This window comes from Myroides sp. LoEW2-1, assembly GCF_009767705.1.
GTDB classification, from domain to species: Bacteria; Bacteroidota; Bacteroidia; order Flavobacteriales; family Flavobacteriaceae; genus Flavobacterium; species Flavobacterium album_A.
Genome location: NZ_WSPP01000086.1, coordinates 1 through 13628 on the forward strand (window position 1 = coordinate 1; position 13628 = coordinate 13628).

Sequence of the window (13628 nt, forward strand, 5' to 3'; positions counted from 1 at the left end):
GTATATAGCAGAGCAATACAAGTAAATTAAAAGTCAGTAGACAATTCGATAAGCATAAGTATTAACTCGGGCACAGATAACGTCATTAATAAAGTGCTACTAAATACTCTAAGATTTTACTCAATCCCCAACTTTTGTCACTGATCCAAAAAAACTTTATCAGCAAGTACGAATATTCAGAAAATAAAAAAAGTAGGTCAAAGACCTACTTTTTTTACTTTTTCTTTTCATAGCTACTACTAAGTGATTTATCACTAAGTAATTGAACAAAATTATCAAACTCTTTTTCATAGCATATTAGTTCATTCTCTGTTCTGTTCTTTAGACAACCTATTTAAAAAAAGTCACAAATAATTTCAGATTAGGACAAATAAAAAAAGTAGATCAAATAGATCTACTTTTTTTATCTTTTTCTTTTCATAGCATTAGAACAAATTCAATAAATCCTTTTCATAGCATATTCTTATTTTCTTTGTTCTATACTTTAGACAATGCTTTATAATAAAGTCACATATTTTAACACAACTCTAACATGTAGCGTCAGCTTTTACAAACAAATTCAATGTATCTGGAGAAAGAAAAGGAATGTCTAATCCTAATCCTCTAACGATAAATAGCATCCCAAAAATAACAATAACGATAGGGTAATACTTCATAATTGCACTTCGAACTTTGACCGAAAACATTTCCCTAACATAAATCATCATACTCATCAAAGGAATAGTTCCTACGCCAAACAAAGCCATATACAAAGTTCCATAAAGTAGGCTTTGGGTTGCTAAAGCTCCAAAAAGAGCTACATAAACCATTCCACAAGGTAAAAACCCATTAAAGAAACCAATTGTATAAAGAGAGGCAGTAGTTTGCTTCTTGAACTGATTACCTAAAGAGCGCTGAATCTTACTAACAAATTTGTAAAAAGGCATCATAAAATTCAGTTTACCTAATTTACTCTGAGGTATTAAAACAAAAGCAATCATAAGAATCCCAACAACAATAGACATTTGTTGTTGTAAACCTGCTAAGAATAAACCTTTGCCAAAAACACCAAAGACAAGTCCTAAAATAGAGTATGCAGATATACGACCTAAGTGATAGGTCAATATCTGCATAACTTTTTTCGCTTGATTATCTTTAGAAACAGGTAACATTAATGCAATTGGACCGCACATACCAATACAGTGTAAACTACTTACTAATCCAAATATCAATCCTGTTAAAATCACAAGCTAATCAATTATAACTACTACTTTACTACTTTATCGTTCAAATTCAAACTTCCTAAATTTCTATAAGAAGTTCCTTTATATTCCCATTCAATAGAAATATCCCAACGACCGCCCGATCCCAGCTTTGTGTTAGGTATGAGCAAATTGGAAGAAGACAATGATATTGGAATGTCAAAGTCTAATGTCTGGTCAGACGGTCGATATAGAGATATTTTACCTTTTATATTTGAGTAATCAAATTCTTTTGGAAATACAACTAAAATCTCCTTATCATCTGTAATTGACAATTTCAAAGGTGTTTTTAGTTTCTTAGCATTAAGTTCTCTTTCAGCTTTACCATCAACCTCTATCTCTTGTTGATAATAATTCTCAGTCACTAACTGATTATCGTATTTGCTATCTAACTGAACTCTAATGACGTACTGCAAAATGAATATCATGAATATACCCATCGCAATAACGATTCCTGTTCCAAAATTGAATTTCATACCTATAAATTTTATTAATATTATTCCATAATTCTTGGGCCTAAGAAGTTGGTAGAAGTAGTATGAATCAATTTATCTCCATCATACACTTCAATTTTAATCTTAGTACGATGACTCTCTAATACAAGTTCTGGAATCCTAACAAATAAAGATCCTTCTGCATAGCCTTCCTTCTTAACACTAATAATATCTTTACTAATAAGTTGAACAGAACCACTTTCAGGATCTACAACTTTGAAAGTAATATTGTCGAAGTCTTTCATCGTTTTATTAACTACCTTATAAGTATACAAATTAGTAACTTGATCACCCTGGTGTTGATATGTCTGTCCAGCTACACGTAGAATGGTAGCTTCTATATCAGTACGCAAGAACAATAATCCTACTAAGACACTAATTAAAATAAATAATACAGCAGTATACCCTTTTTGACGAGCTGTAAACTTCGTCTTTTTATTCTCAGAGATTTCACTCTCTGAAGCATATCTAATTAATCCTTTTGGCAAGCCAACTGATTCCATCATGTGATCACATTCGTCAATACATGCAGTACAGTTCACACACTCTAATTGAGTACCATTACGAATATCTATACCAGTAGGACAAACATTCACACATTGTTTACAATCAATACAGTCACCAAATCCTTGAGCCTCTCTATCAATATCTTTCTTAAACTTAGCTCTACCATTAGTTCCCTCACCTCTCACATAATCATAAGCCACAATAATTGACTTATTATCTAAAAGCACACCTTGTAAACGCCCATAAGGACAAGCAATCACACAAACCTGCTCTCTAAACCAAGCAAAGATGAAGTAAAATGCACCAGTAAAGATTAGTAGTCCTACAAACTTACCTAAGTGTAAAGCTGGGCCATCTTTCATCATTTGAATTACAACGTCACTTCCAATAATGTAGGATAAAAAGATGTTTGCAATAATAAATGATATGATAAAGAAAATAAACCATTTTAAAAGTCTCTTTCTAATTTTCTCACCATTCCAGTTTTGTTTTCGAAGTCTAGCTTGAGCACCTCTATCACCGTCAATCCAGTATTCAATACGTCTAAAAACCATCTCCATGAAGATCGTTTGTGGACATATCCAACCACAGAAAATACGACCGAATGATACTGTAAATAAAGTTACGAAAACAACCCCAATAACTAAGGAAATAACCACTAAATAAAAATCTTGTGGCCAGAAAGGAAAACCAAAAATATTAAACTTTCTATCAATTACGTTGAATAGTAAAAACTGATTACCATTAACTTTTATAAAAGGAGCCGCAAACAAGAAAGCAATAAGCAAATAACTTACAATTTTTCTCTTGTCATAAAATGGTCCTGAAGGCTTTTTAGGAAATATCCAAGCTCTCTTACCATCTTTATCGATTGTTCCAATGGAGTCACGGAAACTTTCGTCTTTCATTGTAGCCATAGTGTAGTGTTTTAAAAAAAGCAGAGCAAATGAGTACCACCTACTCTGCTTTTATGTTTTTATTGTTAGTTTATAGCTTTTATAAAAAAAGCTACAAAAATGTATAATCTAATAACTATACCATCTTCATTACTAAATAGTTGTCGCTAGTAAGCATGAAGAATTTTTATTAATTATTACTCCTCGCTATCCGCTTCAGGAGCAACAACTTCTGATTCACTTGTCTCACCTGATTCAGGAGCCACATCTGATACAGGTGCACTTTCTTCAGCAGGAGTAGCCTCACCACCTTCTAAATCAGCTTTAGACCAAATAATATCACCTTCAGGACCTTTTGCATCAGCAGGATTAGTTCCGTTTAATGAAATTACATAAGAAGCTAACTTCTCGATTTCAGAAGGTTTGAAGTTATTCTTCCAAGGCACCATTCCTTTACCAGGACGACCTCCTTCAGAAATAGTATGGAAAATATTTTTCACACCACCACCTAAAATCCAATGATCATCTGTCAAGTTAGGCCCAATAGAACCACCACCATCAAGCTTGTGACAAGCCATACAGTTGGCATCAAACAGCTTTTTACCAGCAGCTAAATCAGCTTCATCAGTCAAGTATTTTGCATCATCAGCTGTTAACATATCAGGAGCAGTTTTCTTATACTCCTCAATTTGCAATTGAGCTTCAGCTACTGACTTTTCATATTCAACAATTTGATTATCTCCGTCAAACACGTGGAATCTCAACAAATAGATTACAGAGAATATGATCGTAACGTAGAATAACCCAACCCACCATGGTGGTAACTCGTTATCTAACTCTTTAATACCATCATAATCGTGATCCATCATTACATCAGATTCTTCTTGGATTCCCTTAGTTTTAGTTAATTTGCTCATTAAGCTTTTAACCCAAGGAAGATCAGAAAAACGCTTGTTTTTTTCTGCCACTCGCTCTTCTGGAGTCATTAATCTATCTAAAATCTTATTTGTAGACGCTACTACAATCTCAACTGCAATTAAAGCGAACAAGAACAAACCTAATAAGATTAGTACCTGTGGGTACTCCATAAAGGCTGGTTTTTCACCTTCTCCGCCTACTAACCATTCTACTAAAAGGAAAAACAACCCAAATAGTAGTGGTACTCGTACATATACTGGAAAATATTTTTTCATAATTTTTCTGAATTAGGATCAACATTATGCTCTTCATCATCCATGAATGGCATATTGCTCAATTCTTGAATGGTTTCCTTTTTGTAGGTAATTACCCATACAAAAAGCCCAACAAAGAAGGTAAAGAAGATAATTAAGGAAATAATTGGAAATACTTCTACTCCTCCTATTGTTTCCATAGTATGTTTAATGAACTTTAGCATATTGATTCACTTAATAAATTATTCTTCTACTTTTTTAATATCAGTTCCTAATCTCTGTAAGTATGCAATTAAAGCAACGATTTCTCTATCACTCATTGGCACAAACGTTTCGCCTTTAGCTTCAGCACGTTCTATACTTTGTTTATAAGACTTAATATAATCTGGATCACTCTCTAAGTTTAGAGCTATCAATTCAGCTTGATCAGCAATACTCTCCTTAGCATTTGCAATATCTTCATCAGTATAAGGAACACCTAATGTTCTCATTACACTCATTTTCTTCTCAATCTTAGAATAATCCGCTGCTTCATTTCTAAATAACCATTTATAACCTGGCATGATAGAGTTTGGAGATGTAGATTGAGGGTCAAACATGTGGTTGTAATGCCAGCTGTCTGAATATTTACCACCTACTCTAAATAAATCTGGACCAGTTCTTTTTGAACCCCATAAGAATGGGTGATCGTAAACATATTCTCCTGATTTTGAATACTGACCATAACGTTCAACTTCTGAACGGAACGGACGTACCATTTGAGAGTGACATCCAACACATCCTTCTCTAATATACAAATCACGACCTTCTAACTCTAATGGTGTATAAGGTTTTACACTTGTAATAGTTGGAATATTAGATTTTACAAATATTGTTGGTAAAATTTGAACCATACCACCAATAAGAATAACTACCGTAGTAAGAATAGTAAATTGAACAGGTCTTCTCTCTAAATGAGCGTGCCATCCTTCTCCTTTTAATCTACCAGAAGAAATTCTTTGTAACGCAGGTGCTTCAGCTAATTCATCTTCAACTTTTTGACCAGCAGAAACAGTTCTAGCGATATTGTAAATTAACACGAATACCCCTGCTAAATATAATGTACCACCAATTGCACGCATAATATACATCGGCATAATAGCAGTAACAGTTTCTAAGAAGTTACCATACATTAAAGTTCCATCAGGGTTGAAGTCTTTCCACATCAAGTGTTGAGAGAAACCTGCAACATATAACGGAATTGTGTATAAAATAATACCTAAAGTACCAATCCAGAAGTGGAAGTTTGCTAACGATTTAGAGAACAATTCAGTTTTAACCATACGTGGGATTAACCAGTACACCATACCAAATGTCATAAATCCATTCCAAGCTAATGCACCAACGTGAACGTGAGCTACGATCCAGTCAGTATAGTGAGCGATAGCATTTACGTTTTTCAACGATAACATTGGTCCTTCAAATGTAGCCATACCATAACCAGTAATACCTACAACGAAGAATTTCAATACTGGCTCAACTCTAACTTTATCCCAAACACCACGAAGTGTTAATAAACCGTTGATCATACCTCCCCAAGATGGCGCAATCAACATTACAGAGAACACAACTCCTAAGTTTTGTGCCCATTCTGGTAAAGCAGAATACAACAAGTGGTGAGGTCCAGCCCAAATGTATAAGAAGATTAATGACCAGAAGTGAATAATAGAAAGTCTATATGAATAAACTGGTCTATTAGCCGCTTTAGGTAAATAGTAGTACATCAACCCTAAGAAAGGTGTTGTTAAGAAGAATGCTACCGCATTATGCCCGTACCACCATTGTACTAATGCATCTTGTACCCCTGCGTAAACTGAATAAGATTTCAATCCACTTACTGGTAACTCTAATGAGTTAAAAATGTGTAATACAGCTACTGTCACAAACGTTGCTAAGTAGAACCATATTGCTACATAAATATGACGCTCTCTTCTTTTGATGATTGTCATAATCATGTTTACACCGAAAGTTACCCAGATTAATGCAATTGCAATATCAATTGGCCACTCTAATTCGGCATACTCTTTTGAAGTTGTGAAACCTAATGGTAACGTAATCACAGCTCCAATTAAAATTAATTGCCATCCGTAAAAGTGAAGATTACTTAAAAAATCACTGTACATTCTGGCTTTACATAATCTTTGTAAAGAATAATAGATTCCTCCAAAAATAGCGTTACCAACAAACGCAAAAATTACAGCGTTGGTGTGTAATGGTCTTAATCTCCCGAAACTTAACCACGAAATACCGTCAGTTATGTTAGGAAATATAAACATTACCGCTAATAGTAAACCTACAAGCATACCTACCGCACCAAAGAATATTGATGCATAAAGGAATTTCTTTACAATTTTGTTGTCATAGTAAAATTGTTGCACTTCCATAGTTGTTTATATTTGATTTTCTCTTTGATTTTTATTTAAACTCTCTTTATTTGATTTTTGGGACGAAGGCTCTTTATCGCTAACCTTTATCTCATCGTCAAACAGCATGCGTACCGAAGGTGTATAAGCATCGTCGAACTGCCCATTCTTCACTGACTTGATGAACAAGTACAGAAAAATGCCAGCTACAACTACACTGATACTAATTAAGAAATATATAACACTCATACCTAAAAATTATATGTCAAAATTAACATTATCGAAATTGGTAAAATATGATAATCGTCAGTTTATCGATTTATATGATCCTCATTAAGATTTTTTCTCGCAAAATAATTAGTCATAATCGTCACGAAACTGATGATTGATATCGTACTTGCAGGCATTATAATTGCTGCAACTAACGGCGACATTTTGTTAAACAAACAAACCGTTATACCAATAACATTATACGTTAATGCTAATATATAACTTAATTTAATAATTTTAACAGAATTAATCGAGTATTTAAGAAAATTATCTAAATATGAGAACATATGAGCATCTAAAATCGCATCACTTGCAGGTGTAAAAACATTAACATTCTCAGAAATAGACACCCCTACATTACTTTGAGCCAAAGCTCCAGCATCATTCAAACCATCTCCTACCATCATAACATTTCCACCTTCTTCTTGTAAAGACTTCACATATTCTAACTTTTCTTCTGGCTTCTGATTAAATGCTAAAACAGTACTCTCAGGTAACAATTCTCTTAACACAACAGCTTCCCCATCGTTATCTCCCGATAGAATAACTAATTTATAACCTGACTTGTCTAAACTTTCAAACAAATCAATTACACCTTCTCTATAGTGGTTAGCAAATATAAATTTCCCCTTATACTCACCGTCAACCTGGATGTGTACTGCAGTTTCGTTGATTACTTTGTCATCATGTATACCGACGAGTTTAGGTGAACCTATTAAGTAATTTTTACTGTTAATTGTACCATTTAATCCCAAACCTGGTATTTCTTCAAACCGCTCAGGTTTAGCAATAACCTTCGTCTTTAAAAAGCTGTATAATTTTCTACTTAAAGGGTGATTTGACCCCCTAATAATATTGCGAATATCACTCTGTTCTTCTCGTGTAAGATCACTACCTACGTACTGAATAGTCGAAGTTGCATTTGTAGTAATAGTTCCCGTTTTATCAAAGACAACAGTATTTACTTTTGCCATTTGCTCGACAACAGTCACATTCTTTAAGTAAAACTTTTTTCTACCCAATATTCGAATTGCATTTCCCAAAGTAAATGGAGCAGTCAAGGCTAAAGCACAAGGACAAGCGACAATTAAAATAGCAGTAAATACATTGAAAGCACTATTAAGATCAACAATCGACCAACCGACAAACCCCAAGATAGAAATAGTCAACAGTACAGGCGTAAAATAGTGGCTAATAGTATCTGTAATCGTCTTGTATTTCATATCTACTTTCTTTTGAAATACATCGTTACTCCACAGTTGAGTTAAGTAACTTTGAGAAACAGAATTAACAACCTCTACCTCTATTACATCTCCCACTTGTTTTCCACCTGCAAACAATTTATCTCCAGATTTCTTTTCAACTGGAACAGCCTCTCCCGTCACAAAACTATAGTCGATGAAAGCTGATTCGGAAATTAATATAGAGTCAACAGGTAACAATTCTTGATTTCTAATGAGAAGACGATCGCCCTTTTCTACATCGTAAATTTGGATAGGCTCTTCTACATTATCACTTCCCAATTTGGTAATAGCAATGGGAAAATACGATTTATAATCGCGTTCAAAAGAAAGGAAATTATAGGTTCTTTGTTGGAATAGTTTCCCTAATAACATAAAGAACACCAACATGGTCATACTGTCAAAAAAGCCCGGCCCTAAATCGAATACGATATCTACAGTACTGCGAATAAACATAACGATAATACCGAGAGCCATAGGAATGTCAATCGTGTAATTCTTAGATTTAATTCCCTTCCAAGCTGCTATATGATAAGGAGAAGCGGAATAAAAGAAAACAGGAAGAGAAATGATCAATATCAACCAACGAAAGAAATCTTTATACTGACGCATCCAAACGTCATCTATGTTAAAATATTCCGGAAATGACAACATCATAACGTTGCCAAAAGCAAAAAATGCAATTCCGATTTTATATATTAAACTACGGTCAACATTTTGTGGTTTATCATCATAGTTCTTTAAACTAATATAAGGTTCATAACCTATTTTATTAAGCAGTAATACAATCTCTTTTAAAGTCGTCTTTTGCTTATTAAACGTGATAGTTGCCTTCTTTTCAGGGAAATTAACTAAAACGCGATAGACCCCTTGATTTAGTTTATTCAAGTTCTCCAAGATCCAAATACAAGAACTACAATGAATATGTGGAATATAAAGAGAAACAATTGAAGTTTCTCCTTCGTCAAACTCGAGTAACTTACTAATAATCTCTGTTTTATCAAGAAAATCATACTTGCCATTTGCTTCTTCTGGAGTTGCTCCTGGCGATTGTTGCATGTCGTAATAGCAGTTCAAGTCATTTTCACTGAAAATTTCATATACTGTTTTACAACCATTACAACAAAACTCTTTTCCATCAAAATCGATTCGATTAAAAGTAGTTACCTCATTACCACAGTGATAACATCCTTTTTTACCCATAATATTTGCTCATTTTACCTTATACAAATTTCAAAGTTTATATTAGTAGAATATATGATATTTATCATAAAAAAAACCTATCTTTGTATAATATTTTAACAGATATAAAAAAATTTATGAGCAGATGTGAGCAATGTATTATAAGGGAATTTAGTTCTTTAAAAGCTTTAACTCGAGATGAGCTTGAAACTATTTCTGAAACAAAAACCCATTTCATTGTAAGAAAGGGTGAAATTCTCTTTTTAGAAGGTGATAACCTAAATGGAGTATATTGTGTTAAATCAGGTTTCTGTAAGTTAACCAAATTGAATTCTAACGGAAAAGACACAATTATTAAGTTAGCGAAAAGCGGTGAATTACTTGGTCAAAGATCAATTATCAATGAAGAAACTTCAAATCTTACTGCTACTGCATTAGAAGATATGCAGGTTTGTTTTATCCCTAAGAAAGAAATGTTAGACTACTTCTCTGACAACAACAAGTTCTCTCTATTAGTAACAAGGGATATCTGTAATCACTTAAAAGATGCCGACAAAGGCCTTGCAGATCACACCCATAAAACTGTAAAAGAGCGATTAGCTATTATGCTACTGAAACTTGAAGAACTTGGTGGTGTTGATCCTGAGACTAAATCTTTAAATATTCAACTGTCGCGTGAAGACCTTGCGAATATGGTGGGTACTGCAACAGAAAGTTGTATCAGACTTTTATCTGACTTAAAGAAAGAAGGAATTATTCAATTATCTGGTAAAAAGATAATTTTAGTTGACAAAGCTGAACTTAAAAATTTAGCACAATAATTACACTCTTTACTTTATTTAACGGTCGTTTATTATGATTTTAATATAAATATGCCTTATTTTAGCATCCAAATTTGTATCACATATCATGATAAATGAAAATAAATTAGAAGCATTAAAATCTATTATTGCCTCTGGAAATAACTTTGTAATAATTCCTCACCGCAATCCTGATGGAGATGCTATTGGTTCAACTCTTGGACTATACCATGTACTTACTAAATTAAATAAAAAAGCAACTGTTATAACGCCTAATGATTTTCCAAACTTCCTTTCTTGGATGCCTGGTACAAATAGCATTGTAAACTTTGAATACCACAAAGATAAAGCCTCAAAGCTTATGCAAGCTGCTGACTATATCTTTACCTTAGATTTTAATGTTCTACTGAGAACTGGAGATGAAATGGAGAAATACTTGTCAAACATCGACAAGCCATTTATCATGATCGACCACCACCAAATGCCTGGCGATTATGCAGAACTAACTTTCTCTCATCCTGAATTTGGCTCTACTTGTGAATTACTATACACTATACTTAGCAAATTAGACTTTGCCAAATACATAAGCAAAGATGCTGCTACGTGTATCTACACAGGTATAGTGACCGATTCTGGCTCTTTTCGCTTTCCAAAAACAAATGCGGCTACGCATAGAGCTATTGCAGATTTAATTGAAAAGGGAATTGACAACCCTCAAATTCACAATAATCTTTTTGACAACAGTAGTTATAATAAACTACAGTTAATGGGAAGAGCGCTTCAAAACCTGATAGTATTACCAGAGTACAACACTTCCTTTATCTTTCTAAAAGATAGTGACCTAAAAGAATTCCAGCACGAAAAGGGCGATACGGAAGGTTTAGTCAATTATGGTTTAAGTATTAAAGGCATTGATTTCACAGCCTTCTTTATCGAAAGAACGGAAGAAAACATAATTAAAATTTCCTTTAGATCACAGGGCAACTTTGATGTCAATAAGCTTGCAAGAGCCTATTTTGAAGGAGGTGGTCACGTTAATGCTGCTGGTGGAAAATCAACCAAATCCTTAGCAGACACAATTGATTATTTTAAAGATATTGTTTCAAAACATAAAAATGAGTTTTATGATTAAGACTTTAAAATTTGCTTTTTGCTTACTTTCTCTATTCACGCTAACCGCTTGCTTTCAACAAGAACAAGCGAGAAAGCCTATTAGCGAAAAAAGAAGTACTGTTATAGATAACTCAATAGACAGAAATAAAAATCTATTGGAAAGTGAAGAAGCAGTTCTTTCGCATTACATTTCATCAAATAAAGATCAACAGTTTTTAAATTCTAAAAACGGCTTTTGGTACGCTTATCAGAACAGACAGATCAAAGACTCTATCCTCCCTCAAAAAGGCGATAAATTGATCTTTACCTATGAAGTCAAAAGTATGAATGACAGCCTGATTTACGACAAAAGTGAAATTGGCAACATTGAATACACAGTAGATCAAGATGAATTACTACCGATTTTACGACAAAGCTTAAAGCTGATGAAGCAAAAGGAAATTTTAAAGGTTTTAACCCCTTCTTCTTTAGCCTATAGCTACTTAGGAGATAAAGACAAAATCCAAAAGAATCAACCGTTAATATTTGTAATCGAATTAAAATCAATAGAAAAATAAAATTAAATATGAAAAATATGACTAGTCTATTTTTAAGTCTTGTAGCTGTCTTTGCTTCATGTACTTCTCAGAAAAGCGACTTACCAGATGGTCTTTATGCTGATATAAAAACCAACAAAGGACACATCGTGATTGAGCTTGAGTACGAAAAGGCACCTATTACAGTAGCTAATTTTGTGAGCTTAGCTGAAGGAACAAATCCATTAGTGGATAAAAAGTTCAAAGGGAAACCATTCTATGACGGATTGACTTTCCACCGCGTAGTAGCGGATTTTGTTATCCAAGGAGGAGATCCTGATGGAAATGGTGCTGGCGGTCCAGGGTATGTATTTAAAGATGAGTTTGACCCAACTTTAAGCCACGATAAACCTGGAACTGTATCTATGGCTAATAGCGGTCCTTTTACAAACGGAAGCCAATTCTTCATTACTCATAAAGAAACACAGTTTTTAGATAATCGCCATAGCGTTTTTGGTTATACTGTAAAAGGAATGGATATCGTAAACCAAATCCAAGAAAAAGATAAAATTGAATCTGTAAAAATCTTAAGAGTTGGTAAAGCAGCTAAGAAGTTTAATGCAGAAAAAGTTTTTAAAGAATACTCAGAGAACGAATCTAAAGCGAAAAAAGAAAAAGAAGAAAAGTTAGCAGCAGTTCAAAAGGAATACGCAGACAAATTTGCTACTCTAAAAGCACAAGCTAAAAAAACTGATTCTGGGTTACTATATGTGATCACTGAAACTAAAGAGGGAGCAAAAAAACCAAATATTGGCAATCAAATAGCTGTGCATTACGCAGGTTTCTTTGAAAATGGAACCCTATTCGATACAAGTGTTGAAGAATTAGCTGAAAAATTTGACATACACGATGCACAAAGAGCTGCTTATAATCAATATATCCCAATTCCATTCAAATATGGTACTAAAACAGGACTATTACCTGGTTTCATCGAAGGTTTTGAACAAATGAAAATAGGCGACAAAGCAGTAATCTTTATCCCTTCCCATTTAGGTTATGGAGAAAGAGGTGCTGGTGGAGTTATTCCTCCAAATACTGACTTAGTTTTTGAGTTAGAATTGGTAAAATAACATCGCGATATAAAATAGAAAAAGGTTAGCTTAAAATAAGCTAACCTTTTTTTATTTCCCAAGTAACTAAAACTTACTTAGAGAAACTATTTATGCTTTTTTACTCAATTTTACTTTCAAAAATTCGTAAACAATTGGCAAGACTGACACCACTATTATCAACAAGACAATCTTTGAGAAATGCTCCTTTACAAACGGAATATTACCTAAGAAATAACCTGCCAAAGTTAAACTTAATACCCAAATCAAGCCCCCTATCACATTATAAGTCATAAAGACAGAATACTTCATCTTTCCAACACCTGCTACAAAAGGCGCTAAAGTACGTACAATAGGGATAAAACGTGAGATAACAATAGTTCGTTCACCATACTTCTCATAAAAAGAATGTGTTTTATCAAGGTGTTCTTCTTTAATAATTTGCTTTCCAAAAAGTTTCACTCTTGTCAAGCGCATACCGACTTTATTACCAATCAGATAATTCAATGAATCCCCTCCAATAGCTGCCACTAACAAGATAATAATAGCCAGCGTAATACTCAATTCATCTGATTGAGCAATGAGCATTCCTGTTGCAAATAACAGAGAATCCCCCGGTAGAAAAGGCATTACAACCAAGCCAGTTTCAACAAAGACAATAAGAAATAAGATAACGTAAATCCAAG

13 protein-coding genes are annotated in these 13628 nt (G+C 33.7%); 4 read left to right on the forward strand and 9 right to left on the reverse strand.

Annotated features, from left to right (window positions below):
• Nucleotides 1-527 precede the first annotated feature (527 nt).
• The 8 genes from GOQ24_RS06115 to GOQ24_RS06150 form a co-directional block, all read right to left on the reverse strand.
• Complete coding sequence (locus GOQ24_RS06115; RefSeq protein WP_160339303.1) at nucleotides 528-1223, reverse strand: sulfite exporter TauE/SafE family protein; 696 nt, start codon at nucleotides 1221-1223, stop codon at nucleotides 528-530.
• A 23-nt stretch (nucleotides 1224-1246) separates the two neighbouring features.
• On the reverse strand, nucleotides 1247-1717 hold the full coding sequence (locus GOQ24_RS06120; RefSeq protein WP_155092181.1) for a FixH family protein: 471 nt from the start codon (nucleotides 1715-1717) through the stop codon (nucleotides 1247-1249).
• A gap of 20 nt (nucleotides 1718-1737) precedes the next feature.
• On the reverse strand, nucleotides 1738-3159 hold the full coding sequence (gene ccoG / locus GOQ24_RS06125; protein WP_155092180.1) for a cytochrome c oxidase accessory protein CcoG: 1422 nt from the start codon (nucleotides 3157-3159) through the stop codon (nucleotides 1738-1740).
• 176 nt (nucleotides 3160-3335) lie between these two features.
• Entirely contained in the window at nucleotides 3336-4331 is a 996-nt protein-coding gene (locus GOQ24_RS06130; RefSeq protein ID WP_155092179.1) for a cbb3-type cytochrome c oxidase N-terminal domain-containing protein, read from the reverse strand.
• Nucleotides 4328-4534 (reverse strand): CcoQ/FixQ family Cbb3-type cytochrome c oxidase assembly chaperone, encoded by a 207-nt coding sequence (locus GOQ24_RS06135; protein ID WP_155092178.1) that lies wholly within the window; start codon nucleotides 4532-4534, stop codon nucleotides 4328-4330. Before GOQ24_RS06135 ends, GOQ24_RS06130 begins: the two co-directional genes overlap by 4 nt.
• An 18-nt stretch (nucleotides 4535-4552) precedes the next feature.
• A complete protein-coding gene (gene ccoN / locus GOQ24_RS06140) occupies nucleotides 4553-6733 on the reverse strand; it encodes a cytochrome-c oxidase, cbb3-type subunit I (protein ID WP_155092177.1) in 2181 nt (726 codons plus the stop codon).
• 6 nt (nucleotides 6734-6739) lie between these two features.
• A complete protein-coding gene (gene ccoS, locus GOQ24_RS06145; RefSeq protein WP_155092176.1) occupies nucleotides 6740-6961 on the reverse strand; it encodes a cbb3-type cytochrome oxidase assembly protein CcoS in 222 nt (73 codons plus the stop codon).
• A gap of 62 nt (nucleotides 6962-7023) precedes the next feature.
• Nucleotides 7024-9426 carry a heavy metal translocating P-type ATPase gene (locus tag GOQ24_RS06150; RefSeq protein WP_160339300.1) on the reverse strand — a complete coding sequence of 801 codons (2403 nt, stop codon included), beginning with the start codon at nucleotides 9424-9426 and terminating at the stop codon, nucleotides 7024-7026.
• Between the two features lie 116 nt (nucleotides 9427-9542).
• Between GOQ24_RS06150 and GOQ24_RS06155 the strand changes: the two genes are divergently transcribed.
• The 4 genes from GOQ24_RS06155 to GOQ24_RS06170 all read left to right on the forward strand — a co-directional run bounded on the left by GOQ24_RS06155 (nucleotide 9543) and on the right by GOQ24_RS06170 (nucleotide 12963).
• Nucleotides 9543-10226: a Crp/Fnr family transcriptional regulator gene (locus GOQ24_RS06155; protein ID WP_155092174.1), complete on the forward strand. Its 684-nt coding sequence runs from the start codon at nucleotides 9543-9545 to the stop codon at nucleotides 10224-10226.
• Nucleotides 10227-10314: 88 nt separating this feature from the next.
• Nucleotides 10315-11337: a DHH family phosphoesterase gene (locus GOQ24_RS06160; protein ID WP_155092173.1), complete on the forward strand. Its 1023-nt coding sequence runs from the start codon at nucleotides 10315-10317 to the stop codon at nucleotides 11335-11337.
• Nucleotides 11330-11875: a gliding motility-associated peptidyl-prolyl isomerase GldI gene (gene gldI, locus GOQ24_RS06165; protein WP_155092172.1), complete on the forward strand. Its 546-nt coding sequence runs from the start codon at nucleotides 11330-11332 to the stop codon at nucleotides 11873-11875. Before GOQ24_RS06160 ends, gldI begins: the two co-directional genes overlap by 8 nt.
• A gap of 8 nt (nucleotides 11876-11883) precedes the next feature.
• A complete protein-coding gene (locus GOQ24_RS06170) occupies nucleotides 11884-12963 on the forward strand; it encodes a peptidylprolyl isomerase (protein WP_155092171.1) in 1080 nt (359 codons plus the stop codon).
• 90 nt (nucleotides 12964-13053) lie between these two features.
• Here GOQ24_RS06170 and GOQ24_RS06175 read toward each other — a convergent pair.
• Nucleotides 13054-13628: VTT domain-containing protein (locus tag GOQ24_RS06175; protein ID WP_160339302.1), on the reverse strand; the 575-nt coding region annotated here is incomplete at its 5' end.